Source organism: Shewanella sp. KX20019, from assembly GCF_016757755.1.
GTDB lineage: Bacteria > Pseudomonadota > Gammaproteobacteria > Enterobacterales > Shewanellaceae > Shewanella.
Window position 1 is genome coordinate 3,154,685 of the sequence record NZ_CP068437.1, and the last position, 26,820, is coordinate 3,181,504.

Here is a 26,820-nt window from a genome sequence, read left to right on the forward strand (position 1 = left end):
ACTCAACTTGATGTCAGCAGCATATCCCGACAGTCACAACCATTATTATTTAATAATATGTCGTCAGATTCACAATAAATACAAGAAAGTACAGCACTTAAACCACAGTGAACGATCCTGTTCATTTACCGCTATTAATTCAGTGTCATTTACCAATATGACCACCGTTTCTTGATACTCATCGATAACCCATTTCACGGTTAATCGTTACAAAATTGATCTGTATCATATCAGTAGCGACCTAGAGACATCCCTTGCAACCAGTTAACTCACACACCAAAACATGCCGCATAAGTCATTGTAATAATGGAATAATAATTTAAAGGCATTTAATCCCCCCCCTAGAGAATGCGAGCCTTAACGCGGATTAACTGACGCATCTACGTGTAAACCCTTAGTTGTATTAGGTGCAAACACGGATAAAAAAAGCCCCTATAAAGCCATATGATTGGCTGTAGATAAATAATACATTTGCCGTGCATCTGACCCTAGGTCAGTGCTTAAGGCAAACGACAGTAACCAACGAGTCAACAAATCCACTATTAACTAGAAATAACTCTAAGTAAAAATTAGATAATAAGAGGCAAGCATGACCTTTACTCAACTACTCGCAAGTTTAACGCCGGTGATCAGCGTAATGCTATTTTTAGTATTACTGAAGATGCCAGCATCACGGGCTATGCCCATTTCAGCCATTTTAACCGGCCTAGCTGCCGTGTTTGTCTGGCAGATGGATACCACCTTTTTGGCGGCATCCGTCGTCGAAGGATTACTCGCAGCTTTGACCCCCTTGAGTATCATCTTTGGTGCCGTGTTCTTGCTTAATACCCTGAAGTATTCAGGGGCGATGGATACCATTCGCGCAGGCTTCACAAATATTAGTGCTGATGCACGTGTGCAGGTCATCATTATCTGTTGGCTGTTTGGCTCATTCATTGAAGGTAGTGCGGGCTTCGGTACACCGGCTGCTATCGGCGCACCTTTGTTGGTGTTATTGGGTATTCCCCCTATTGCCGCTGCGGTTGTCGCCCTGATTGCTGACTCTGCGTCCGTATCCTTCGGTGCAATTGGTCTACCGGTGCTGTTTGGTATGGAGCAAGGGCTGACTTCTGGTGGTGTTAACATGGCAGCCGAACAGATTGCTCAGCATGGTGGCAGCTTTGCCGATTATGCTCAGTTCATTGCCATGCATATGATCACCATAGATCTGGTTACCGGTACCCTTATCCCTCTAGTTATGGTGTCCTTGCTGACCGGTTTCTTCGGTCGTAACAAGTCATTCACCGAAGGCTTTGCCATCTGGAAGTTTGCTCTGTTTGCCGGACTGGCATTCACGGTTCCGGCCTGGATCATTAACTTCGTCGCCGGCCCCGAGTTCCCGTCGGTTATCGGTGCCCTTGTTGGTATGGCTATCGTTATCCCGGTTGCCAAAAAAGGCATTATGCTGCCTAAGACTCCCTGGAATGATTTTGCCGAAAACGACGTCCAAAAAGAGACTAAAGTCGCTACCACGGCAAAATTCTCACAAATTGCAGCCTGGACTCCCTATATCATCATGGCGGCCTTATTGGTGCTGTCTCGTGTTATTGGGCCGCTAAAATCATGGTTGCTAAGTTTTAACATCAAATGGACCGGCTTGTTAGGTACTGAGCTGGGGGCCGGATTCAAGACTCTGTATGCACCAGGTGCCTTCTTCATCATCGTGTGTATCCTGGGCTTCTTCCTGTTCAGAATGAACAAGAAAGCCATCAGTGAGTCTATTACGGTATCGTGCCGCTCTATGGTTCCAACCATCATTTCGCTCGGCGCTTCAGTGCCTATGGTGAAGATCTTTCTTAACTCAGGCGAAAATGCTGCGGGTTTGACATCTATGCCTGTTGCTTTGGCTGATACCTTAGCGGGCAGCATGGGGGCTGTATGGTCTTGGGTTTCCCCTATCGTCGGTATTTTCGGTGCCTTCCTATCAGGCAGTGCCACCTTCTCCAACATGATGTTCTCCGGCCTGCAGTACAGCGTCGCCGATAGCATTGGCATGAACCAAGCTATGGTTCTGGCACTTCAGGGCATTGGCGCCAACGCCGGTAACATGATGTGTGTGATGAACGTCGTTGCCGCCGCGACCGTAGTAGGTATGGCGGGAAGAGAATCAGAAATTATTCGTAAGACTATGCCGGTAGCGCTGGCCTACGCCATGATCGCAGGCACCATAGCCTTCCTTTGGGGCGGCTTCTAAAAAGTGATACTCAAACAATCAGAGCCGCACATTTTCGGTTCTGATTGAACTTAATCATCGCGAGTAAAGAGATATGTCCATGTCGATAAATTATAAAGCTGTAATAAGTGATCTGCGTACGCAACTGGGTGAAAAACCTGTGACGGATGAGTATGTTCGTCGCTTCGCTTGGTCAACCGATGCCAGCTACTTCAGAATTGTTCCAGAAGTCGTTGTTCATGCCGAAACCATGGAACAAGTTAAGCGTACTCTAGCCGTTGCCCGTGAGCATAATGCAGCGGTAACTTTTCGTGCGGCGGGCACCAGCCTAGCAGGTCAGGCCCTTGGTGAAGGGATTTTACTTATTCTGGGCCATGATGGTTTCAGAAAAATTGAAGTCAGCGATGATGCTAGACAGATCACCCTCGGCTCCGCCGTCATAGGTGCCGATGCCAACGCCGTGCTAGCGCCGCTTAACCGTAAAATAGGTCCGGATCCAGCGACGATCGCCTCGGCCATGGTCGGTGGCATAGTGGCTAACAATGCCTCGGGCATGTGTTGCGGCACCGCACAAAACAGTTATCAGACCATAGCGTCGGCCAAGTTGCTGTTCGCCGATGGTACCGAGCTCGACACCGGCTGTAAAAAATCTAAGGTCGCATTCGCCAAGTCTCATGGCAAAATGCTCGAGGAAGTGCATGCACTGGCGCATAAAACGCGCCACAACATTGTGCTTTCTGACAAAATTCGTAAGAAGTTTTCCATTAAAAATACCACAGGTTATGGCATCAATGCCTTAGTCGATTTCAGCGATCCATTTGACATCATCAATCACCTGATGGTCGGCATGGAAGGTACATTGGCCTTCATCAACGAAGTCACCTACCACACGGTCAATGAAGCAAAATTTAAAGCGTCAGCCCTAGCCGTTTACCACAACATGGAAGATGCTGCCCGCTCAATTCCGTTGATTAACTGTGGCAGTGTTGCCGCGGCCGAACTACTCGACTGGCCATCTATTAAGGCGGTTACCGGCAAACCTGGGATGCCTGAGTGGTTATCCGAGTTGCCACCCTTGTCAGCTATTTTGCTGATAGAATCCCGTGCCGATGATGCCAAAACGTTAGATGCCTACACCAAGGATGTGATCGCTAAGCTCGAAGGATTTGATTTTCTACGTCCAATCAGCTTTACCAGCGACGCTGCGGTATATGGCGAGTACTGGGCTATGCGTAAGGGCTTGTTCCCTATCGTTGCCGGTGAGCGTCCCAAAGGTACATCGGTGATTATCGAAGACGTGGCATTCGAGCTTGAACATTTAGCCACTGCCGCTAGTGATATTACCGCGCTAATGCACAAATTTGGTTATCCCGAAGGCTGCATCTATGGCCATGCACTGGCCGGTAACTTTCACTTCATCATCACGCCAACCTTCTCGACTCAAGCTGACATAGACAATTTCCATGCGTTTATGGATGAAATTGCCGACATGGTGATCAACAAGTACGACGGTTCAATGAAAGCCGAACATGGTACCGGTCGCGCGGTCGCGCCCTATGTTGAGATGGAGTGGGGTCAGGATGCCTATACGCTGATGAAGAGCATCAAACAGCTATTCGATCCCCAGGGGATCCTGAATCCTGGGGTAATCTTAAACGATGATCCAAAAATCCACGTTAAGAACATCAAGCCTTGTCCGGTAGTCGATGACTTTGTCGATAAATGTCTTGAGTGCGGTTTCTGTGAGAAGACCTGCCCGACATCAGCACTGAACCTCACTCCTCGTCAGCGTATTGCGACCTTGCGTGAGATCGCCCGTCTGGAGCAAAGTGGTGATCAGCAGGCCGCCGATACCATGCGCGCCGCTGCCAAGTACGATGTTATCGATACTTGCGCCGCCTGTCAGCTGTGCACCATAGCCTGCCCGGTGGATAATAAGATGGGGCAACTGGTGCGTAAATTAAGAACCCCATCTATCAGCAGTGGTCAACAAAAGTTCCTCGATTTTCAGGCTAATCACTTCGGTGTGGTAAACGGCGTGATCAGTACAGGTTTCGATATGTTGGGCGTCATCCACAAGATCACTGGCGACGGTATCACTAATACTATGATGAAGGCCGGACGACTGATCAGCAGTGAAGTTCCTTACTGGAATCCATCCTTCCCTAAAGGCGGCAAACTGCCTAAGGTTTCTGCAGCTAAATCTGGTCAGGATACAGTGGTTTACTTCCCAGCCTGCGGTGGTCGCACCTTCGGTCCTACGCCGGTCGATACTGACAAACGACCGCTGCCTGAAGTTGTGGTCACCTTACTGGAGCGAGCAGGTTATAACGTTATCACTCCAGAGAAGACGCGCGATCTGTGCTGTGGCCAGATGTGGGAATCTAAGGGAGACTTTAAAAATGCCGATGCAAAGCGTCTAGAGTTGATTCAGGCTGTTTCAGCCATGACTCAAGGCGGAAAGCTACCGGTTATCGTCGATGCGCTGTCATGCACTAAGCGTACGTTAGCGGGTGACGCGGCTTTAACGGAGAAAGTTGAGATAGTTGATCTGGTTGAGTTTATGCACGACAAATTGTTGCCTAAAATGACCATCAAGAAGAAGTCTCATGCAGCATTGCATCTTGGCTGTAGCGCTAGAACAATGAAGGTTGAACCTAAAATGACCGCCATAGCGGATGCCTGTTGTCATCAGGTTATTCGTCCAGCTGGGATCCAATGTTGTGGTTATGCGGGTGAAAAAGGCCTCTATAAGCCAGAGATCAATGCCAGCGCTCTGCGTAACATTAAGAAGTTGATCCCGGTTGATGTGAATGAGGGGTATTACGCTAACCGTATGTGTGAGGTCGGCCTTACTGAGCATAGCGGCATCCCTTATCGTCATTTAGCCTATCTGCTTGAAGAGTGTACTCGTGGCTAAACGCCAGTAAGCTATAGTGAGTAATAAGGGGCTAATTTCAGCCCCTTATTTCACTTATACTCACTAGAGACATTACCTTGAGTGCCAACCACCAGACAATGGCAGTGGAGCCAATTGAGCTTGGTTGAACAGATCAAGATACTTTTCAGATCTAGAAAATCATCTCAGCGATTTAGCATAGCCACCCACTAATAGTTGATACTGTATTCCAGTGCCAAGCGACGACCATAACCAGAGAATTGATTACGATACTGCTCCCAAACAACCTCTTTGTTCATTTGCGACACTAGCGGCTGATAATCTTCATTGAGTAAGTTATCGATACCGAAGGTTAAACGCCCGTAATCAGTATCAAAACTAGTCACCAGGTCCACTAACGTATAACCATCATAAGGTGATTCGTAGTAACTATAACCCGCTTCACTTTCTGGACTGTTTTTGTCCCTGTCGCCAACGTAGTTGGCTTGTATGCGCAGTGACGCTATCTCGTTAAAGCGATAATCACCGTACAATGTCGCTTTAATTGGTGTAATACGCGTGCCATTCATCCAATAATCAACACCGGTTTCACCGTTAGTACGTTGGCCTTCAGATTGTGAAACACTGGTGCCAATTTTAATTGCATCATTGATTTGATAATCCAATGTTGCTTCAAAGCCCCATATTTCTTCATCTGCAACGATAACCGCTGCCACTCGTTTGACTAGCTCGGCATCAACGTTGTAGTCGTATGCATAACCGTCTGTTATATCGGAATAGAAGAAGGATAAGCTGGCTTGCAAGCTTTCACCGCCATAACGCAATCCTGTTTCATAGTAATTGGTTTGAGTGGCCGGAATGTCGTCTGCAAACTCACTAACACTATCCACTGGCATGTCTCTGAGCATCCGCATATCGGCATGAGAATAACCCTGCGAGAAACTCACAAATAGGTCTGTGTTATCAGCAACACGATAAACTAAACCTAAATTAACCAATGGCTTATCATACTTTAAAGTATCACCTTGTTTGTCTGATAAAACGCCTCTTTGATAACGTTGGTAATCGGGTACTTCTATTTCAAAATTTTCATATCGCAAACCAATTTGTAGCGTAAGATCATCTGTAATTTGATTCCAGTACTGCGCAAAAGGGCTTAATTTGGTTTCAGTTAAATCACACACTGAACAAATATACTGCGGCTGTGTTTGCAGGTTACCGTCAATATCCTGAGCCACAATCACATCGCGTACTCTGCCTTGCTCAGTATTATCTCGACCATATTCAAAGCCATAAGCCAAACGACTGCTGTCATTAATCGTCCACTGCATCGCCGCTTTAAAACCACTGCGCTTAGATACAATTTCAGAATCTGACTCGTAACCCACGTTGACTTTACTGTAATAGGTAGACAAGCTTAACTGCTGATCAAGCACATCATCATTGTCGTAGGTCAGCTGAATGGTACTTAGCTTGGTTTTAGGGTTAGAGCCGGTATATGGTGCGCTTTTGTCAATTTCAACTAAGCCATTTTCATCGTTAACAGTGCGCTTGTAATGCAGTTTATTCTCAATGTTGTAATGATGTGCCAACAAAGCAAAACGGCCATCATTCATCTCCTGCTCTAATTTGAATAGCACATCATACTCATCTGCATCCCCCATTCCGCCTTGGCTATTGGGGGCTCCAGGCAGTTGATTACCAGCTGAATCATATAGATTACCTCGGTCTTTACCCGACAAGTTCAGCAAGTAACCGAGGTCAAAGTCAGTGGTACCAGAAAAGCTCTGTGACACACTGTAGCCAGCATCAGATAGTTCATCTGCAAATGCTTCAACGCCCACTCGAGTCTGCATTTCAAAGTTAACTGTTGGTTTCTTGGTAATAACATTGATGATGGCACCCGCTTCACCATTGCCATACATGGCGCTGGCGCCTTTAATCACTTCGATACTTTGAATGACATCAACTGAAATAGATTGTAGATCGCGTCCGCCCGCACGCAGCGTTGTTGATATCAACACACCGTCAATCATCACTATCGCTTTACCACCACGAAAGTTTTGTCCAAACGTAGACATGGTTTCAGTACTCGGCGAGAAGCCAGGCACCAGATTAGAGATCATTTCAGACAGGTTACGTGCAACCACACGTTGAAGATCGAGATCGGCCTCTGACACGATAAACACCGAATTAGGGGTATCGCTTAACTTTTGTGCAAATGGAGAAGCGGAAACTAAAATGTGCTCTATGGCATCATCTTCCGGTGTCGATGGTGTATTTTCCTTTGCTTGAGCCGTGGTCATTGCCAACGCACTCAATACTGCCAATCCTAAAATACTTAATTTCACTTGTCTTTCCATATGTAAATGAGAACGACTATTATTTACATACAAAAAAGAAAATCAATCCACTTACACAACATTTACAAACAAATTACTTACAATTGATACAAAGATCACTCTAGCGCCCTGTTAATGACCGCTACAGTATATATAAGGACTGTGAATTTAGTTTGAGGATAATGGGAATTTGCTATCTAATTGTAACTTGGCCGATCTTGAAATCTATAAACACAGCATAAATAAAATGGCTATTAAGCAGAATGCCGACAGTACCTTCTCCAATTTGTTTTTGTGTCTTTTCATCGTTTTTCCTACACGCTTACGGTTTTTCATAAAATCTCAATCCTTGATTATTGATTAATGAAACTGCTTGCTATAGAAATTTATCACTTGTAGATGTAACCAATGTGACTAGGTTATCCATCATCACAGTGAGGAACTGTGCTGATGGATATTCAGCTAACACCGACAGCTGCTAAAAAAGCTAAATAGAGTGGTATCAGGCAACATATCCTCACATCCACTCATGACCTGATTGGCACTACTTTAAGCTAGCCTCTTCCCTTGACTTGATAATTGCAAAAAGATCTCTGAGGAGCAGAGGATGGTTTATCTATACGTAACACAATCCACTCTGCCTATAAAAATTTATACTGCAAAATCAATGTTTACAGTACTAACGACTGACTATCATGCAAGTTTCAACAGTCATATAAAGTAATTTTTTCTTTCGCTTACAGATTTAACATCACAATTATGACGGCGAGGCAGAACATACACAGCCCTTTCTCAAGCTTGTGTTTTTGTTTCCTCTTGTACCAAGGGGTTCTTTTACGGAAAAGTGACATACAGCCTCTTAAGCAAGTGTACATAACGGCTTACCTAGATAAGTAAGCCTAGATGCAAAAATAATATATTGTCGAATCAGTGCAGATGTATTTAGCAATGTTCAATGTCAACCATACTCGCTGAAAACGAGCTAACTATTTTGGACTGTGCCATCGATAGTACTGTAGCTAAAGGCTCGTTCATTAATGGTATAGCGGCATTCTAGGCTTGCATAATCAGCCACGAGTTTGTCCGTGTTTCTTGGATCAATACCTAAGCTAGCCCTTTCGCCTTGGGTCAAGTTATTCCAAAGTTCTTGGCACTCTATAGGGCTACTCGCTTGCGGGAACGCAGTGACTCTGAACAATCGCATAAATGATATTTCTGAGCCATCATCTAACGTTATTTCCCCTTGTTCCCCCTCTATGAGATGCTGTGCGCGGGCTAATCTGACGCCAGTAGATAACGCACTGGCCATGCCTTCCGCCACAGCAATATCAGCATCATCATTTAAGTTAATAAATTTCGGTGCGGCGGTGACGGCTAGAATACCGAGGATAATAATCACAACGACTAACTCAATTAATGTAAAACCACTTGTATTGTTTCTCATTGAACTCTCTTTAACTTGTAGCAATTGTATTAGCACTCAGCTACTGCATGGGTGAACATGCAAATCAAAATTGAACAGCAATAGTAACTACACACATGTATAGGCACAAGTGTCGAATTGGTTTTTTGTGATGGTGGATGGAGGGGAATTACCACAAACTAAACTCCATTTCAGCTAAGTGTTGATTTAACAGAAGATATTATGAGCTCAATCTAAAGGCAGAAGTGAAGGTTAAAATTTGCAATATCTCCTCTTTAGCCATTACGCATGTAGAATAATTCCTCACAGGAAAATTAACGTTAAACGATTGCTTTAATTAATAACTAAAAGTGCTACAGGCGTTAAGTAACACGCCAAAAGCACTAAATGTATTTAAAATGAAAACTGCTGCCGAGATTGCATTTACTCAATCTAAATACAGTGGGCAAGAATATCTGATACTTACCTTAGAACCTCTGCATCAGCACCGCTAATTAGTGACACTCACGCCCTGCAATCATTACCTAGGCTATTGAAAACCATTGACGAGCAAACTCGTTAGCAACATGAACCGATTATGCAATATTAAGTAACACTTTCAGGCACTCTACCGCTTGTCATCATGGGTAAGTTTCCGCCATCATTGCCAGCTAAAGTTCTCAATGAACTATCAAGAACGATACAAAAGTCTAAAACAACAATAACAGGACATATTGATGCGCACTATACTCCCAGTCTGTGCACTAGCTCTGCTTAGTGCTTGCAGTCAACATACGACAGATGTTGTCACCCCTGAAAAAGTCTTATTTGATGAATCTCGCTTCCGCCAAGATATAAAAGTGCTCGCTTCAGATGAGTTTGAAGGACGCGCACCAACAACCAAAGGCGAACAGCTAACGTTGGACTACCTTAGCAAGGCATTTGCTGAAATGGGGCTAACTAAACCCAATGGCAAGGATTACCTGCAAGCGGTGCCTATGGTGACTTATACCGCATCGGAACAGCAGTCTATCCGCTTAGGTGATATGCAATTACAACATCGTAAAGACTTGGTCGTTGGTAGTCGTCATGATGTAAGCAAGGTTGATATTGCTAATGCGCCACTGGTCTTTGTTGGCTATGGGATCAACGCTCCCGAGTATCAATGGAACGATTACCAAGATATCGACATGAGCGGAAAAATCGCGGTGATCCTAGTTAACGATCCCGGGTATGCCCTGCCAACATCAGGAAAGTTCGATGGTAAAGCGATGACTTACTATGGTCGCTGGAGTTATAAGTTCGAAGAAGCCAGCCGTCAAGGCGCGTTAGGTGCCATTATCATTCACGATACCAAGCCAGCCTCTTACCCTTGGTCTGTTGTCGAAAATAGCTGGACTGGTGCACAGCAAGATCTCGTGCGTAGTAAAGCAGAACAAGCAAAGTGGATCGAAGTTGAAGGTTGGATGACCCATGATGTTGCCAGAAAATTATTCGAAAAAGCAGGTCTTTCTCTAAACACAGTCTCGGATCGCGCCGCAAGTAGCGCCATCAACATAGCGCTTAACCAAACGGCCTCTATCGCATTCGAAAACAAAGCCGAATATGCCAACAGCTATAATGTTGTTGCCACGTTACCAGGAAGCAGCCGTGCTGATGAGCAGATCCTATTTACCGCTCACTGGGACCACATAGGCTTAGACCCAAGCAAAGATGGCGATCAAATTTACAACGGCGCACTAGACAATGCTTCAGGTACGGCGGGTATTTTAGAGATTGCCCGCCAATTCGCCAAGCAGGCAAAAAACGGCCACCCACTTGCTCGATCAGTGACCTTTGTGGCTACTACAGGTGAAGAGCAAGGCTTACTTGGTTCTCGTTACTACGCCTCAAAGCCGGTATATCCATTAGATAAAACAGTTGCTGCCTTTAACTTAGATAGCACCAACATTTATGGCCGTACCTCAGATTACACCATAGTAGGTAAAGGAAAATCTGAGTTGGAAAACTATTTAATTGCGGCTGTTACAGAGCAGAACCGTACTGCAACCAGTGAAAAACACCCTGAATCTGGCGGCTTCTTCCGCTCTGATCACTTCAGTTTCGCCAAATATGGGGTCCCTGCTGTCTTCGCTGGCGGCGGCAGCCAACCGATTGATGAAGCCACAGAGCAATACAAGGTGATGATGAAGCAGAAGATGAAAGGCTGTTATCACAACGTGTGTGACGAGTACCGAGAAGATTGGGACTTGAGTGGTGCGCTAGAAGATTTAGCCATCTACTATAATGCAGCAACAGCATTGGGTAATAATAGCGACTGGCCAGGCTATTTCAGCGGCACTGAGTTTCACTCACTTAGACCCGCAAAAACAGATAGTAAGTAATCAACAGTTGGCTATACCCGTTCAACTTCAAAGTGCATGTTTCAAAGTAGTTGGAGGTAGAAGCGGGATAGACAATAACGCTCGTGAGCGATCCGCTTGCGAGCGTTTTTTATGGATGACCGTATCCAAGATTATTTTTCTGTTGCATTAATTTACCCCATCAGTTCATCATTTTGTGCCAAATATCACTAAATTAACCAAAGCAGCACATTATTGTCATTATCTACAGTACATTATCATATCTCCAGTAGAAGCCGAATCACACGTGACGACAATAGACATTCCACAGCAAAAATAGAGAAAATATAAATAATCGATAATTTAAAAACCATATCAATGATGATTAACGCAACAAAATCGACAATTAGCAGGTAAAACCCTATTTTTCGATTTGTACTTATTCATTTTCAATGGCAGAGTAGTACTCAATTGAGATTAAGACTGACATTTTTTGGAGTGACCTATGTGTTCAATTTTCGCTATTTTAGATATTCAATCTGACGCAGTGCCACTGCGCCAAGTCGCACTTGAAATGTCAAAACTGCTACGTCACCGTGGGCCTGATTGGTCTGGGATCTATAGCAGTGATAAAGCCATTCTAGCCCATGAACGTTTAGCCATTGTTGATATTGAGCACGGCGCACAGCCATTACTAAGCCAAGATGAAAGCATAGTCTTGGCTGTCAATGGCGAGATCTATAACCACAAAGAGCTTAAAGCAGAGCTTGGCAATAAGTATAGCTATCAAACAAACTCCGATTGCGAAGTCATTCTGGCTCTATATCAAGAATACGGTACTGCGTTTTTAGATAAGCTCAACGGTATTTTCGCCTTCGTCCTTTACGATAAGTCTAAAGATACGTATTTAGTCGGTCGTGACCATATGGGTATTATCCCGCTCTATACGGGTCGTGACAGCGAAGGTAACTTCTATGTGTCGTCAGAAATGAAAGCGCTGATGCCAGTATGTAAAACAGTTGAAACCTTCAGCCCTGGCCACTACTTATCGAGCGAATTTGGCGAGCTTACTCAATACTATCAACGTGACTGGCGTGAGTTTGCCGCGGTTCAAAGCAACCCAGCCAGCAGTGAAGAGGTACGTGATGCACTGGAAGCTGCCGTTAAACGCCAATTGATGTCAGACGTCCCCTACGGCGTGCTACTTTCCGGTGGTTTAGACTCATCGGTTATTTCAGCCATTACTCAGACATTTGCTAAACGACGCATTGAAGATGACGGTGAAACCAGTGCATGGTGGCCGCAGTTGCACTCTTTTGCGGTAGGCCTTGAGGGCGCACCAGACCTTATTGCGGCAAAAAAAGTCGCAGATGCCATTGGCACTATCCATCATGAAATCACTTTTACCTTTCAAGATGGCATCGATGCGATTAAAGATGTCATCTATCATCTAGAAACTTATGACGTGACTACCATTCGCGCCGCGACGCCAATGTATTTAATGGCGCGTAAAATTAAAGCGATGGGTATTAAGATGGTGCTATCAGGTGAAGGGGCTGATGAGTTATTTGGCGGCTACTTATACTTCCACAAAGCACCCAATGCACAGGCCTTTCATGAAGAGCTGGTGCGAAAGCTTGATAAACTACACCTATTTGATTGCCTGCGCGCCAACAAAGCCATGGCAGCTTGGGGATTAGAAGCTCGCGTTCCTTTCCTCGACAAAGAGTTTATGGACGTCGCAATGCGTATTAACCCAGAAGCTAAAATGTCAAAAGATGGCAAGATTGAAAAGCACATATTACGCGAAGCGTTTGAACACAAGTTGCCAAAAGAGGTTGCTTGGCGCCAAAAAGAGCAGTTTAGTGATGGCGTTGGCTACTCTTGGATTGATGGTCTGAAAGAGCATGCAGCCAAGCAAGTTGACGACTTGCAACTAGCAAATGCCAAATTTAGGTTCCCATATAACACACCAGAAACCAAAGAAGGCTATTTCTATCGTACCTTCTTTGAAGAGCTATTCCCGCTTGCCAGCGCAGCTGAAACAGTCCCTGGCGGAAAGTCGGTAGCCTGTTCAACTCCTGAAGCACTCGCTTGGGATGAGAGTCTACAAGGCATTATCGACCCTTCAGGACGCGCTGTTCAATCTGTTCACGACAGCGCTTATTAAGCGCTAGTCAATGTGATTAAATAAAAAGCCACTCGATTGAGTGGCTTTTCTTTACCTAACAAAAAGTGGATAACAACCTTTATCAGTTAAGCACCTTCAAATAATGCTGTTTGTTAATATCAACGATTTCCATGGTTACACTGCTAACTACATTAGTGATGAGTGAGATCGACTCAAACACCCGTTCAAGCAATAGCGCTTTTTGCTCGTCACTGCGTCCAGGCATGATGGCCATATGAATATGCACAAAGGTGTTAGCTTCATCTTCACCCACTCTAAAGTGCTCTACGCCGTGGGCGCGAGTTTTAACCGCCTGCGGTTCAAATAGGTCGGAATCAATCAAAGCAAGATGTATGGCTTCGACCATCGCTTCTACGGATATGATGTGCTTTAACGGTTTAGCGTACTCGATAACACAATGTGGCATGTTCAGCCCTTTTTGTTTTTATTTTTATAGAACTTATTCAATGCTTTAATACAGGTACTTATTCTGACCATACAGCAAATTCATTACCATTAGGATCGAGGAAGTGAAATCGACGTCCACCCGGAAATGAAAATATATCCTTGCTCACCACTCCACCCGCAGCAACAACATTTTGCTTTGATAGGCTTAAATCATTTGAATAGAGCACCACTAATGGTGAGCCTTTCGCTAAGGTAAAGTCTTGCTCAGACAAGTAAAAACCACCGTTGATCCCCGCATTTAAAAAGCAGCTATATTCTGGTCCATAATCAACAAACTCCCAAGCAAAAACCTGGCTGAAAAAATCCTTGCTTGCCTGAATATTACTCACAGGCATTTCCAAATAGTTAATCGTGTGATGCTGGCTCATCGGTGGCTCCCTATAACGAAAAATGGCTTTATCGCTAAAACAATATCACGTTCTGCCATAAGGCTATAGAACGCTGACCACAAAAAAGGGAGCCTAAGCTCCCTTTCGTCATCTATTACTTGCCATTAATCTAAGCTAGCTCAGCCTTGAAGCAGCGCCGCAGCTAACCCAATTAATCCACCAAAAATGCCGCCCCAAACAACCAGCCAACCTAAGTGCTTCTTTATCATGTCTTGCACGATCTCTTTCACTAGCTGAGGCGTTAATTCATTTAAACGTTGGCTAACAATCTCTTCGATTTTAACCCGCATATCATCTATCACATCGCTCTGTTCAAGCTCGGCTTTCAACAATTCATAAAACTGATCTGATTGCGATATGTCGCTCAGCGATGCTTTCATTTTGTCAATAAATGGTTCACGCAGTGGTTGTATAGCCTCTGTTCCACCAAACATAGCTAACATACCACCGAATGAAGACTGTGAAATCGTGCTAACCAGAGCATCAAAAGCGGGCGAAAGATCAAGCTTTTCGATGACGGGAGCCAAATCAATATGCTTTTCAGCGCTGCCTTGCTGTGACAGGAATCGCTCAATATTTTCTTCGGTAAAGAACTGCTTCATCATTAGATGAGAGATCCCCTCTTTAAATTCTTCAAAACGCGAAGGCACCACTCCAGAACCATAAAGACCGGGCACTTTCTCAAACAGCATATGGATTGCAAGCCAATTAGTTATTGCACCAGACAATGCAAACAGCCCTACAGTCAATAAAATTGGCGACGATAGCAGGTAACCGGCTAACACCGCTATCGCAGCGATTAAATTGGTAACAACACTTTTATTCAAGCTAATTCCCCATGAGCATGATTGAAAACGGGCTATGTTACCTCCCGTTAAAGACACTAAGCAACACAATATTTTATCCGTCACTACAATTCGAGGCAGACAACACAATGTTAGAAGCTACACTTATTCAAGCAGTACCTACCAAGGAAAGCTGATGAACCCCACATCAAGCAGTTCGGGCTCTTTGAGTTGGCATGAATTAACCGCCAGCAGCAGTAAAGAAGCGATGGCTTTTTATAGTAAAGTATTTGGTTGGCGATTTAAGACCATCGTCGTTGCCAATGCCCCCTACCATATTATTATCAATGACGGCATCAATATTGGTGGCATAGCACAAAGCCCAGCACCTGCAATGCCGAGTAATTGGACCGGATATATCACAGTGACAAATGTGGATGCTGTAGCCGAAAAAGCCCTTGAATTAGGTGCTGACATTCTATTTGGCCCAGAAGATATCGTTGGTATTGGTCGTTTTTGTTGGTTAAAAGACCCCCAAGGGGCCATTATCGCTGCCATCAGCTACATACAAACCGCTAAGTGAGCAATACAGCATTCAGTTTACCCTCGTTTAACCGAGCGTAAATCTTTATATTCAAATGGCAATACATGAATTTTAGCGTATTCAAATCCATCTAGAAAAGCCTGCTGCTGTGCTTTAACCACGGCCTCCGCTTCCCCACAAAGAAACACCCGATTATGGCGGTTAATGGGGTGTTCTTTGGCTGCAAGCTCAAAGGGTTGTATTTGTAAGCAACGCTTATCAATCAAATCGGCTTGAGATGTTGCGGTAATACAGGCGCGATAATGGACATTTTTATGCGCCAACATCAAGGACAAGCACTTTTTATGAAGATAAAGTTCAGCGACTGTACGAGCGCCATGATAGAGATAGATCTCAGCTTGATGGGACATTGCTAGTGCCTGTTCTACAATACCAATCACAGCACCTATCCCCGCCCCATGACCGATTAATATGAGTTTATCCTGTTGATAAGCTTCTTTATAGATACATTGGCCTAAAGGCCCTTGAATGAGGAGGTGCTCGCCAATACTGGCGGTGCTAAATAGCCAACCGCTAAATTGACCGTTATATTTTCGGCTAATATGCAGCTCAATAACATTACCATCAAGGACCTTAGCTACGGCATAACTGCGTGTCAGTCCATCAAATCGTCTGAGGTTGATATATTGTCCTGCGTAACAATGAAGGTTTTCAGACGACTTAATCTGTACCTTCAGTACACTTTCAGTTAAAAAAACTCGCTCAAGCAACTGCGCGGACACAAACAAATCTTGCTCAAACACTGTTTTTAATTTAAGTCCTTCCACCGGTTGGCACTGACAGGCACTGAGGTAATGATTTGCTTTTAGCCGCGCAGTTAGACCTCGCTGTGACCCCGCACTAAGTTCCCCTGAGACGTGCTGCACTAAGCACGTTTTACAAGCACCTTTTTTGCAGGAATAGTTTATCGAGCTACCACTGCGAATGAGGGTCTCTAGTACTGATTCATCTTCAGCAGAATCAAAAGCTTGACCATCTAAATAGAAAGTTGTCATTGGCGAACGTTTTTTCTCAATTAATAATAAAAAATATTATGATATCAGCCGCACTTCCATAATAATGTAGCTAAAATTATAGAAGCCCACTTCTGCTTTGTAACGGTCTTGTGACAAATCAGCATAAACCAAGCATTCACCAGCTGCAGAAACAGTGCTCATTCATCTAAAAGAAGTTAAGGTCAGTATGCTTAATGCCAAAACACTCACTGGGTTTAGAGATAAATACCGCCAACGACCACGCTATCAACGCTTGCTCATACTCGCTATTACGCTTTATGTTATTTTTACCGCCATTTTAGGCTTGCTAATACCCTATATCGCCGTTAAGCAAGTACCGAACCAGTTAACAACAATGCTACAACGCACTGTGACATTAAGCGATGTCCATATAAACCCTTTTACCTTGAAAGTGGCTATCGATCAATTTCAAATACAAGAAGCTAAGACGAATCTAAACGGCGACCAATTTGTTGGGTTTGAACAGCTTACTTTTGAGTTTCGTTTTTGGCATTCAATTTTTAATACTGCTTTTAGCATTGCCGATGTCACCTTACTAAAACCCTCTATTCATGTTGAGAGACTCAAGTCCGATAACGCTATGACTTTCAATTTCAGCGATATTATCGATACTTTAACGCAAAATAACGCATCAACCACAGAACCAACCTCCTCCGCGTCGACCGGCCTGCCTCACTTTATGGTGCAGAACTTGGCTGTCGTTGATGCTGACTTACGCTTTATCGACAATATGACTCAAGGGAAACTGCTCTACCCACAAGTTAATCTCAATATTAAGTCCTTTGATTCTCAAAATGCCATTGAAGTATCAATGCAGTCCCAAAAGGGAGAGCAAAGTAATCACTATGCTATCCATCTTGTCGGTAATAACGGCGGAGAAATTGCGACTCAGGGTATCGTTCAATTAGAACCGCTATCAGTTGTAGGTGATATTCAATTAACCAATATCCAACTGCCGCAGTTTTGGTCATTTGTAGATAAGTTATTCATTGCCAATCTCGCGACAGGTAAACTCAGTGTTGACAGCCAATATCGACTCGAAGAAAAAGCCGATTATTTTCAAGTAACAACGAGTAATGGGGTGATAAAACTCGAAGATATCAGCCTTAAAAATAGTGATGACATTATTGCAACTCTGCCCATTTTTGCTATTGAAGGCATTAACTTTGATCTACACAAGCAAACAGTAACAGCCGAAAAAATACGTTCTCAAGGCTTGGTTGTTAACACGACGCTCGACCAAAAGGGCAGTAATCTACAAAGGCTATTACAACCAAAGCTAGCTCAAATATCAACGACGACTAACAGTACTATTGATAGCAGCAACGAAAACTTACCTTGGACAGCCATTTTAAATGCTATTGAGCTAGATAATTACCGAGTCAATCTTACCGAGAAAATAATCACCCAGGGAACCTTGTGGCAAATAAGCGATATTAAGCTGCTTACCGATAAAATTAGTGCCGACCTAGCAAGCCCGATAGATTACCAACTCTCGCTCAATATTAATCAGCAAGGGGCATTATCATCACGTGGCAGCATCGATATTAAGCAGCAAAAATCGGTGAATCAGCTAGCACTGACAGCGCTGGGCTTAAGTCAGTTCCAAAACTACCTCAGCCCCTACCTCAATATTGACTTAAAACAGGGCCAACTCTCGACCCAAGGGACTCTTCAGCTCAACAATGAAGCCGAGCAGCTTAGCTATAATGGCGCGCTCAACATTGACAACTTGCTCATTAAAGATACAGTGCAAAAGAAGACGCTGCTGAAGTGGAAAAGTGTCGATATAAACCAATTTGGCTTCGATAAAGTAGCCAATAGCATTGAAATTGATCATATTGCACTAAAGCAGCCCTATGGCCGTATCATTATCGCTGAAGACAAAAGCACCAACTTTGGTGAGTTAATGATCGGTAACAGCAAGCAAATTATTGCCACTGATATGGCCAAAAAAACGCTAGCTGAACAAAAAACATCAGCGCAATTAACCAGCGAAATAGATAAAGCTAAACCCGCTTCAATGGCGATAAGCATCAATAAAATCAGTATCGAAGATGGTTCTACCTTCTTTGCCGATAACTCATTGACCCCTAATTTCGCCGCCAGTATCGAGCAAGTAGATGGGCAAATTACTAAGCTATCATCATCGAGTAAACAGGCAGCATCAGTTGATATAAAAGGTAAGATTGATCGCTATGCTCCCGTCACATTAAAAGGCGATATTAACCCCTTGCTAGAACAACCATTTTTAGATTTAGCACTGGGTTTCAAACATGTAGAGCTCACCTCAGTAAACCCTTATTCAGGAACTTACGCTGGTTACTATATTGATAAAGGCCAATTATCGTTAGAACTTAAATACCGACTCGAGAACAACCAATTGGTAGGCGAGAATCACTTAGTGGTTGATCAACTGCAACTGGGTAAGCCAAGCAACAGCAGTCTTGCGACCACCCTACCTGTCACTCTCGCCATCGCCCTCTTACAAGATAGGCATGGCGTTATTGATTTAGGCTTGCAAGTATCGGGAGATTTAGACGAGCCAAGTTTCAGTATCGGCAGTATTGTGATGACCGCATTTACTAACATCATCACTAAAGCAGTTACCGCGCCCTTCTCGCTATTAGCCAACTTATTGGGTGGCGATGATGATGAACTCGATAAAGTGAACTTCTCAGCAGGTACCGCTGAGCTAGATGCCAGCGCCAAAAAGACCTTAGAGATGCTTGCAAAGGGTTTAGCCGATAGACCGATGCTAAAATTGAATGTGGAAGGCGCCGTTAACGTCGCTGAAGATAATCGTGCATTGGCCGAAATGCAATTACGACAGAAGCTCGCGCATTTAGCCCAAATAGAGGTTGACCAGATGCCAGTGGCATTAACCGCCAGTACATACCCAACATCAGGCGCATTATCTGATGCGCTAAAATTACTTTATGAAACTGAAATTGCCAGTCCGGCCATGGATGTAAAAATAGCAATTGCAGCCGAGCACCAAGGTGATAATGCTCTGACCGCCGAGGAGTTAGAGACCCGTTGGCATATTGCATTGTACAATTTCAGCTTAGGCGGTCAGCGGATCTCTAATGATGCATTAGGCGATCTAGCACAGCAGCGAGCCACGGCAGTGAAGACCTTCTTAGCAGACAATAAAACCGTTGCCCCTGAAAGAGTCTTTTTGCTCGATAGCAAAGTCAATCTAAATACCGGCGCTAGCCAAGCGTTAATGACGTTAACGGCCAACTAGTGCAGATAAGAACTTAACTGCAACACATATCAAATAAGGCTTCTAAGCTCAGGAACTTGAGTTTAGGGGCCTTTTTATTCGGATTATCAAAATCAACTCAAAACCAACAATAGCGAATCTAGCAGTAACTTAATAAACATTGATGACTACAAATAGACGACTATTCCTTTTCCCCTCTAGCTGAGTTAGTGTTTTACCTTATATTTAATGGACTCTTTTAATGGGATAGTGCGATGCTCCTCGCTCTTTTAAGTCAGCCTACTTCGTCAAATGCACGCTTGGTCATCAGTGAATTACTGTCAAGGCTAGCCACTGCCACCCCGAAAATTGGCTACATCGCATCAATGCCTGATCCGCAGCGCGAATATTATCAACAAAGCCAACAACTTTATGCTGAGCTCAATGTCGAGATGACGGTTTATTTAGAGCTTGAGTCAGAGTTTACTCAGCAAGCGCTTGATACCTTATTAACCTGTGATGTTATTCATCTTTCGGGAGGCGATACACAGCGATTTCTCAACGCGATAAAGCGGCGGCAACTCATTGCACCTCTCACAAAATTTGCCGTGAATGGCGGTGCAATAGTGGGGGTAAGCGCTGGCGCAATGGTGTTAACGCCGTCGATCGCCTGCGCCGTACTTTGCGGTGACCAAATAAAAGGGTCGCACGCCGAGCTAACAGCATTAAACCTGATCCCCTTTCAATTCGTACCACATTTTGAAATAGCTCAATTAAAAGATGCCAACTTTAACCAACAGCTTAAAACACTTAAAAGTGCTGCCTACCTCTGTGGTGACGATGATGCGTTGTTACTCTCAGCAGAGCAACTAGTGATATTTGGCGAACCGCGGTTAGTTAACAACTAGTGTTAAATAAACGATTTCTAATCAAGGCTGTTAACCCAGCACCGCATGGGGTAAAATCTTCGCGGATCAAAACACATTAAGGGCAGTAAATGTTTGTTATTCGTTGGGTGCTAGGCCGGATCATTTTGTTTTTTAACTTTATTTTCACTCCAAAAAAGCTTAAGCGTCCTATCGCTGAACAGCAAAAAGTAGATGATGCCACAAAGAATATGACTATCTACGAGTACAAAGCTTGTCCTTTTTGTGTGAAAGTGCGCCGCTCACTGCGCCGTCAAGGGCTTAACATTGTCACGCTTGATGCAAAACAGGAGCCCCATAAAAGTACTCTACTTACCGAGGGTGGTAAATTGCAGGTACCTTGCATGAAAGTTGAAGATGCAGGCCAAGCTATTTGGATGTATGAGTCATCAGAGATCATCGGCTTCTTAGATAAGAAGTTTGCTTAAGCGCCAAAGCGTTTAGCCAGTGAAATTAAAAAGGTAGCTTATGAGCTACCTTTTTTTGTTTGGTTATTGCCCGTTGCATTAACTAAAGCCCATATAGTGAGCAGTTATAACCATCACACAAAACACACAAAACAGCGCGACCATAAAACGCCAAATAAATTTCAGCCACAGGCCCCAATCTACTCCGCACACACCTAGAGTCGCCATCAAAGATGCTGATGTTGGCACTAACACATTGGTAAAGCCATCACCTAATTGAAATACTAGCATGACGAACTATTCCAAGTACAAAACCAACAATTGCTATTAAAGGCTGCACCAACAAGCCTCTCTTTAGAGGTTACCTACTACATCCTCCTAACCGTCAACAATCACTATGGCTATATTACTGACCGTAGCATTAGTAAATTGGGTTCCTATAATTTATTAAACCTACCTTTTAGCCCGAACTATGCTGCACTAACCTTTCAATTATTATTGATAAAACTCTACATTCAGAACGGTTACTTGGGTCATTAATACCTACGAGAGAAGTAAGTTTACTGTTAATTCATTATCAACAGTAAGATTGGAAATAATAATCACAACTATTATGATTACTTGCGCCGTAGTGAAACTTTTAATCCACTACAAGCCAAACTTAGCGAGAAAAATGTAGCTAACCCCACAAACAAATTAGCTATTTAACTCTGAAAAAAATAACTCTAGTCCTAGTAAGTCATAAATAAAAGTGCACGTAACACCATATACGTGCAACAAAGCCATAATAACAACGGCTATAGGTGCGTGATTCAGCTCACGATTATCATTATTTATTTACCAATTAAAAACTTTTAAATACCCATCAACGTTACATGTTCGTTAATTATTATCGCGAACCGCGTTCACACCTATCACCATAATTAGCAACGCAAATACAACAACTGAGTAATTTGTAGTTTATTAATTAACCCCAGGTTACCAATATTACGCACCACAAACTTAAAGGTAAACAAAATGTAATTGCATTGATAATTATTATGTATTAAGAATAACTTCCCCAGCTGACACTAAACCTAATAATTCTGTAACAAGCATGTTGCCATAGTTATTTAATTATGGTCTTATCCGCCCGAGAGGCATCTTTTTATTTACACTTGAGTTACCTTAAAAAGACATTGCTAATTAAAATAAAACATATAATTAAATATAAGTTTCAAGGGAGTAATAATATGCAGGTTAATTCATTATTGGCTAAAGCAGTCCGCTTTGCGCTAATTGGCGGTGCAGCAACTGCAGCGCTTACCGCACCAGTAGTTCTTGCCGCTGATGCCGAAATTGCTGACAACGTTGAACGAATTCAAGTTACCGGTTCTCGCATTAAAAGAACCGATATGGAAACGGCGACCCCTGTTACAGTACTAAGTGCTGATGATATGGCAAAGCAAGGTTTTAACAATGTCCAAGAAGCACTACAAAGTTTAACCTCAACCACGAGTGCAATGACAACTCAGTCGGTTCACGGTTTTACTCCTGCAGCCTCTTCAATTAGTTTACGCGGTGCAGGGGCAAACAGAACGTTAACCTTGATTAATGGTAAGCGCCTTAACCAATATCCAAAACCAGCTGGTGGCACAGATAACTTCGTTGATACTGCAAATTTACCTATGGAAGCCGTGGCCCGTATTGAAGTACTTCAATCTGGTGGCTCAGCTATCTATGGTGCTGATGCAGTTGGTGGTGTAATCAACATTATTCTGAAAAGAGATTTTGAAGGTGCTGCAATAAAGTATCGTCACGGAGATACCACTGAAGGTGGTGGAGCTAACGATAGACTGACGTTATCACTAGGTTCAAGTTCAGAACGCGGTAATGTATCAACCTTTTTAGAGTATTCAAGCGATGAACAGATAACAGCTTCTCAGCGTGAAGCATTTGGTTTGCATACTGATCTAGTACCTACAAGTAACTTTGGCTCATACAGTTCATATGGCGCAAGAATTGCGAAATATGATGACACAAAAGAAAGGTATATCACAGCTGATACATTAAATGAACAAGACTGTGGAGCGCGCGGCTTTAAATGGACAGGCAGTATTTGCGGATTTGACCGTTCAGAATACCGAGATTTATCACCTGAATCGCGTCGCTTTAGTAGTATCACAAATTTTAATTACTCATTAACTGATGACATGTCTTTTGTAGGTCGTTTAGATGTTGCTAATGCAAAATCTACAACCAACATCGAACCTTCAGCAATAGACCAAGATGATATGGGTATTTCTATTAGCGGAAATAGCATCACCCTATCAGATGGTACTCATAGCAAAACATTTGCAGATAAAAGCACTGCTTTTGGTGGTGATTTTAGTGACTTTGGGGATGGTAAATATGGCTATGTCCGCCGCCTACATGAAATAGGTAACCGAGTTACTGAGACAGAAACCAATAATTACTTTTTCAGTTCCGGTTTAGAAGGCATCCTTGCTGACGAATATGCTTGGGATGCTTCAATCAACTACGGTAGAACTGACGTAAAAGTATTTAACGGTGGTGCAACTACTTATTCAAAGCTATTCGATATGATGAGTGCTGGTGATGGTAAATCACTATATGAAAACCTAACAAATGAAGAAGCTGATGCTATTCATTACACGGGGTTTGAGCGTTCACAATCAACACAAAAGAATATTCAAGCATCTATCGCTGGCTATGCTTTTGAATTAGACGCAGGCGATGCACAGTTTGCATTCGGCGCGGAGTATACAGAACAAGATTATAAAGTTGCATCTGACGCTGAAACTATGGCTGGTAATGTTGTAGGTAAAGGTGGTTCATCAGGACAAGGCGACCGTTCATATTGGGCAACATTTGCTGAATTAGAAATACCTATCCACGAAGACGTAACCATTAACACTGCACTTCGCTATGACCGTTACAGTGATTTTGGTGGTAATTTTTCACCACAACTCACCGTTGAATACCGCCCTATGGGAGAGCTATTAGTACGTTCATCTATCAATAGTGTATTCAGAGCCCCGGATATGCATCGAGTATATGGAGATGCAACCCAGGGATTTAATAGCGTCATTGATTTCAAAAAGTGTCAGGAGATAGGCGGTACACCAGGAGAAGGTGCTGATAACTCTCCTTGTAATTCGTTACAAGTAGACACTACTGTCGGTGCAAACTCTGAATTAGAGGCTGAAACTGGCTACACTGCCAATATCGGTGCGGTTTGGGGCGGCGATCAACTAAATGCTTCTATCGATCTATGGGAATGGAAACTTGATGACATGGTGAGCAACCTTGGCGCATCAACCATCGCCCAAAAATACGATATTTATGAAGAGTATATAACTCGTGATACATCCGGCACTATCACTCATATTAATGCTCAAGCACAAAACTTGTCATACCAACAAACACGCGGTCTGGATATCACAGCCGGATATTCTTGGGACTTGGCAAATTTTGGTGATTTAAAACTAGATTTTAATGGCTCATTACTTCTGTTGTCTGAAGGTCAATCAGACCCTACCGCCGAAGTTATTGATGATTTAGAAGATGGTGGCGTTCCAGAGTACAAAGCCAACCTAATTCTTGGTTGGTTCTACGAAGACTTTGAAACAACAATTGGTGCATATCATACGGCTCGTTCTAAAGGTATTTACTATAGCGCCTATAAGCAATCAGCTGAAGATAACGATCTTGAATTTAACGGCGAGGACTATGAAGTTGCTTCACAAACTAAATGGAACCTAACTGCAGCTTACATGATTAGTGATGCCATTAGCGTCAAAGGTGGTGTTGTAAACCTATTTAATGCAGGCCCGAATTTCGATCCTACTTATGGAGCATGGCCACACTACAACCGCAGCATTTTTAATGCTCGTGGACGTGAGTGGTTTGTTGAAGGTGAAGTGAAATTCTAAGCTAATCCCGCTGGACTACACCTAGAAGTATACCCAATACTTCTTTCCAGTAAAAACGGCATCATATGATGCCGTTTTTTTGTTTAATAATAGGGTATAAGCATCTGCTAAATAGCGTTAACTAAATCCTAAATAGTGAGCAGTTATAACGATCACACTAGACACACAAAACAGCGCGACCATAAAACGCCAAATAAACTTCAGCCACTGACCCCAATCGACTCTGCACACACCTAGAGTCGCCATCAAAGATGCTGATGTTGGCACTAACACATTGGTAAAGCCATCACCTAATTGAAATGCGAGCACGGCGACTTGACGGGTAACGCCAACAATATCAGCTAAAGGCGCCATCAAAGGCATAGTCAAGGCGGCTTGACCTGAACCTGAGGTCACAAAAAAGTTAAACACCGATTGAAATAGCAACATAAACCACGCCGACATCACGCTCGGTAATTGACCGATAAACTCACCTGACGCACTCAAAATAGTGTTCAACACACTAGGATTAGCGGCATTACTGCCCCCTAACAACAGTAATATCCCTGAGGCGCACCCCACTAATACTGCGGGTTCCAACATTGTCGCAGCACCTTGCTTAAAGCTAGCTGCAACCTTATTAACACTCATATTGTTAAGCTTAAACACCACCCCGATGGTACCGACTATTATTCCCATGGTAAAAAACTGACTGGCAATTTCAGGAATAAACCACGCTTTAGCGATCACCCCCCAGATTATCCACGCTATCGTCGCTACAATCGTCAAGAGCACCAATACATCACCCACATTAAAACGGCTATCCAGCTTTGACTCACTGGCATTATCACGAAAATATTGGTCACTACTATGACTGTAAGAAAGCGTAGGCTTAGCTTTAATCTTGGCGGCATAACGCATAGTGAAAATCAGGCCCATTAGTGTGAAACCTAACCACATCACGACGCGCATGCTTGAGCCCGATAATACCGGCACATCTGCTATGCCTTGTGCAATCGCAACACTAAAAGGGTTCATCCAGGAGCTGGCAAAACCAATTTGGGTCGCCACATAGGTCACCATCACAGTGGTAATGCCGTCATAGCCCAGCCTTATCATTAATGGGCAAATAATTATCGCGAAAGCGATGGCCTCCTCTCCCATGCCAAAAACAGCGCCGCCTAAGGAAAATAGGCTGAATATCACTGGAATAAACAGGGTTTCGTTGCCACGAGTTTTATCGATTAACTTTAAGATCCCGTTATCAATGGTGCCCGTCGCCATCACGATGCCAAAAGCACCGCCGATAACGAGCATAAACATGATGACGCCAATCGCGCTGCCCCATTTGGATCCGGACACCAGCCCCTCGAACGCAAAATTAAAAAAGCCCGCACCGCCGCCTCCTTCGAATAAACTGACAGGTTGAAGGATAGGGTCACCGCTTTCATCAACTTCATATGCAAATGAGCTTGGGTCGATAACGCTACGGCTCTTCTCCACGCCATCAATAACGTAGCTAACCTCTTGGGTTTGAAACGAACCAACGGGGATAAAATAGGTCAGCAGCGCCGCAGCAAGTGCCACAAAGAAAATAATGACTAGCGTATCTGGCATCTGCCAAGATTTGTTCAGCGTATGATCACTACTGTTATTAAGCTCTGATGCGTGTGCGGGAATGGGATTGCCTTGGTTCGACGAAGAAACTGGATTCATTTTGCTGCCATATTATTGTT

At 43.6% G+C, this 26,820-nt stretch carries 16 protein-coding genes and 1 pseudogene; 9 read left to right on the forward strand and 8 right to left on the reverse strand.

Translation table 11 applies throughout. The features are described 5' to 3' along the window. The first annotated feature begins 589 nt into the window (after positions 1-589). Together JK628_RS13875 and JK628_RS13880 are read left to right on the forward strand one after the other, a co-directional pair. Positions 590-2,233 carry an L-lactate permease gene (locus JK628_RS13875; RefSeq protein WP_202285218.1) on the forward strand — a complete coding sequence of 548 codons (1,644 nt, stop codon included), beginning with the start codon at positions 590-592 and terminating at the stop codon, positions 2,231-2,233. A gap of 79 nt (positions 2,234-2,312) precedes the next feature. Beyond that, positions 2,313-5,132 (forward strand): FAD-binding and (Fe-S)-binding domain-containing protein, encoded by a 2,820-nt coding sequence (locus JK628_RS13880; RefSeq protein ID WP_202285219.1) that lies wholly within the window; start codon positions 2,313-2,315, stop codon positions 5,130-5,132. 188 nt (positions 5,133-5,320) lie between these two features. Here the strand turns inward: JK628_RS13880 and JK628_RS13885 are convergent, their stop codons facing one another. Next, positions 5,321-7,462, reverse strand: a complete 2,142-nt coding sequence (locus JK628_RS13885) for a TonB-dependent receptor (RefSeq protein ID WP_202285220.1) — start codon at positions 7,460-7,462, stop codon at positions 5,321-5,323. Positions 7,463-8,435: 973 nt separating this feature from the next. Continuing rightward, positions 8,436-8,897 carry a type II secretion system protein gene (locus JK628_RS23470; RefSeq protein WP_202285221.1) on the reverse strand — a complete coding sequence of 154 codons (462 nt, stop codon included), beginning with the start codon at positions 8,895-8,897 and terminating at the stop codon, positions 8,436-8,438. A gap of 695 nt (positions 8,898-9,592) precedes the next feature. Between JK628_RS23470 and JK628_RS13895 the strand changes: the two genes are divergently transcribed. Both JK628_RS13895 and asnB read left to right on the forward strand, forming a co-directional pair. Further along, positions 9,593-11,239 carry a M28 family metallopeptidase gene (locus tag JK628_RS13895; RefSeq protein WP_202285222.1) on the forward strand — a complete coding sequence of 549 codons (1,647 nt, stop codon included), beginning with the start codon at positions 9,593-9,595 and terminating at the stop codon, positions 11,237-11,239. Positions 11,240-11,702: 463 nt separating this feature from the next. Continuing rightward, positions 11,703-13,367, forward strand: coding sequence for an asparagine synthase B (gene asnB, locus JK628_RS13900; RefSeq protein WP_202285223.1), 1,665 nt, complete (start codon positions 11,703-11,705; stop codon positions 13,365-13,367). 82 nt (positions 13,368-13,449) lie between these two features. On the opposite strand, the gene JK628_RS13905 is transcribed toward asnB, so the two are convergent. From JK628_RS13905 to JK628_RS13915, 3 genes are all read right to left on the reverse strand, one after another. Next, positions 13,450-13,794, reverse strand: coding sequence for a 5-carboxymethyl-2-hydroxymuconate Delta-isomerase (locus tag JK628_RS13905; protein WP_202285224.1), 345 nt, complete (start codon positions 13,792-13,794; stop codon positions 13,450-13,452). A 58-nt stretch (positions 13,795-13,852) separates the two neighbouring features. Beyond that, positions 13,853-14,203 (reverse strand): VOC family protein, encoded by a 351-nt coding sequence (locus JK628_RS13910; protein WP_202285225.1) that lies wholly within the window; start codon positions 14,201-14,203, stop codon positions 13,853-13,855. Between the two features lie 140 nt (positions 14,204-14,343). Next, positions 14,344-15,051: a DUF445 family protein gene (locus JK628_RS13915; RefSeq protein ID WP_202285226.1), complete on the reverse strand. Its 708-nt coding sequence runs from the start codon at positions 15,049-15,051 to the stop codon at positions 14,344-14,346. A 154-nt stretch (positions 15,052-15,205) separates the two neighbouring features. Between JK628_RS13915 and JK628_RS13920 the strand changes: the two genes are divergently transcribed. Beyond that, positions 15,206-15,592 carry a VOC family protein gene (locus JK628_RS13920; RefSeq protein ID WP_202285227.1) on the forward strand — a complete coding sequence of 129 codons (387 nt, stop codon included), beginning with the start codon at positions 15,206-15,208 and terminating at the stop codon, positions 15,590-15,592. A 17-nt stretch (positions 15,593-15,609) separates the two neighbouring features. On the opposite strand, the gene JK628_RS13925 is transcribed toward JK628_RS13920, so the two are convergent. Further along, the gene (locus JK628_RS13925; RefSeq protein ID WP_202285228.1) at positions 15,610-16,608 is read right to left on the reverse strand and encodes a 2Fe-2S iron-sulfur cluster-binding protein; all 999 of its coding nucleotides are present in this window, start codon (positions 16,606-16,608) and stop codon (positions 15,610-15,612) included. A gap of 154 nt (positions 16,609-16,762) precedes the next feature. Here JK628_RS13925 and JK628_RS13930 point away from each other — a divergent pair, with 154 nt between their 5' ends. The 3 genes from JK628_RS13930 (at position 16,763) to JK628_RS13940 (ending at position 21,191) form a co-directional block, all read left to right on the forward strand. Next, positions 16,763-19,879: a DUF748 domain-containing protein gene (locus JK628_RS13930; RefSeq protein ID WP_237524022.1), complete on the forward strand. Its 3,117-nt coding sequence runs from the start codon at positions 16,763-16,765 to the stop codon at positions 19,877-19,879. 233 nt (positions 19,880-20,112) lie between these two features. Continuing rightward, positions 20,113-20,745: a Type 1 glutamine amidotransferase-like domain-containing protein gene (locus JK628_RS13935; RefSeq protein WP_202285229.1), complete on the forward strand. Its 633-nt coding sequence runs from the start codon at positions 20,113-20,115 to the stop codon at positions 20,743-20,745. Between the two features lie 89 nt (positions 20,746-20,834). After that, positions 20,835-21,191 carry a glutathione S-transferase N-terminal domain-containing protein gene (locus JK628_RS13940; protein WP_202285230.1) on the forward strand — a complete coding sequence of 119 codons (357 nt, stop codon included), beginning with the start codon at positions 20,835-20,837 and terminating at the stop codon, positions 21,189-21,191. Between the two features lie 78 nt (positions 21,192-21,269). Here JK628_RS13940 and JK628_RS13945 read toward each other — a convergent pair. Next, a pseudogene (locus tag JK628_RS13945) lies at positions 21,270-21,461 on the reverse strand (putative basic amino acid antiporter YfcC); the annotation flags it as partial. 941 nt (positions 21,462-22,402) lie between these two features. On the opposite strand from JK628_RS13945, the gene JK628_RS13950 reads away from it, so the two are divergent. After that, positions 22,403-25,105 (forward strand): TonB-dependent receptor plug domain-containing protein, encoded by a 2,703-nt coding sequence (locus tag JK628_RS13950; protein WP_202285232.1) that lies wholly within the window; start codon positions 22,403-22,405, stop codon positions 25,103-25,105. Between the two features lie 117 nt (positions 25,106-25,222). On the opposite strand, the gene yfcC is transcribed toward JK628_RS13950, so the two are convergent. Continuing rightward, the gene (yfcC, locus tag JK628_RS13955) at positions 25,223-26,701 is read right to left on the reverse strand and encodes a putative basic amino acid antiporter YfcC (protein ID WP_237524229.1); all 1,479 of its coding nucleotides are present in this window, start codon (positions 26,699-26,701) and stop codon (positions 25,223-25,225) included. Positions 26,702-26,820: the final 119 nt, after the last annotated feature.

Excerpts from the sequence above, each read along its gene's own strand:
- JK628_RS13875 (WP_202285218.1), top strand. The coding sequence starts at position 590 with ATGACCTTTACTCAACTACTCGCAAGTTTAACGCCGGTGATCAGCGTA.
- JK628_RS13940 (WP_202285230.1), top strand. The coding sequence starts at position 20,835 with ATGTTTGTTATTCGTTGGGTGCTAGGCCGGATCATTTTGTTTTTTAAC.
- JK628_RS13950 (WP_202285232.1), top strand. The coding sequence starts at position 22,403 with ATGCAGGTTAATTCATTATTGGCTAAAGCAGTCCGCTTTGCGCTAATT.
- JK628_RS13905 (WP_202285224.1), bottom strand. The coding sequence starts at position 13,794 with ATGCCACATTGTGTTATCGAGTACGCTAAACCGTTAAAGCACATCATA.
- JK628_RS13880 (WP_202285219.1), top strand. The coding sequence starts at position 2,313 with ATGTCGATAAATTATAAAGCTGTAATAAGTGATCTGCGTACGCAACTG.
- JK628_RS13920 (WP_202285227.1), top strand. The coding sequence starts at position 15,206 with ATGAACCCCACATCAAGCAGTTCGGGCTCTTTGAGTTGGCATGAATTA.
- yfcC (WP_237524229.1), bottom strand. The coding sequence starts at position 26,701 with ATGCCAGATACGCTAGTCATTATTTTCTTTGTGGCACTTGCTGCGGCG.
- JK628_RS13935 (WP_202285229.1), top strand. The coding sequence starts at position 20,113 with ATGCTCCTCGCTCTTTTAAGTCAGCCTACTTCGTCAAATGCACGCTTG.
- JK628_RS13910 (WP_202285225.1), bottom strand. The coding sequence starts at position 14,203 with ATGAGCCAGCATCACACGATTAACTATTTGGAAATGCCTGTGAGTAAT.
- JK628_RS23470 (WP_202285221.1), bottom strand. The coding sequence starts at position 8,897 with ATGAGAAACAATACAAGTGGTTTTACATTAATTGAGTTAGTCGTTGTG.
- JK628_RS13895 (WP_202285222.1), top strand. The coding sequence starts at position 9,593 with ATGCGCACTATACTCCCAGTCTGTGCACTAGCTCTGCTTAGTGCTTGC.
- JK628_RS13925 (WP_202285228.1), bottom strand. The coding sequence starts at position 16,608 with ATGACAACTTTCTATTTAGATGGTCAAGCTTTTGATTCTGCTGAAGAT.
- asnB (WP_202285223.1), top strand. The coding sequence starts at position 11,703 with ATGTGTTCAATTTTCGCTATTTTAGATATTCAATCTGACGCAGTGCCA.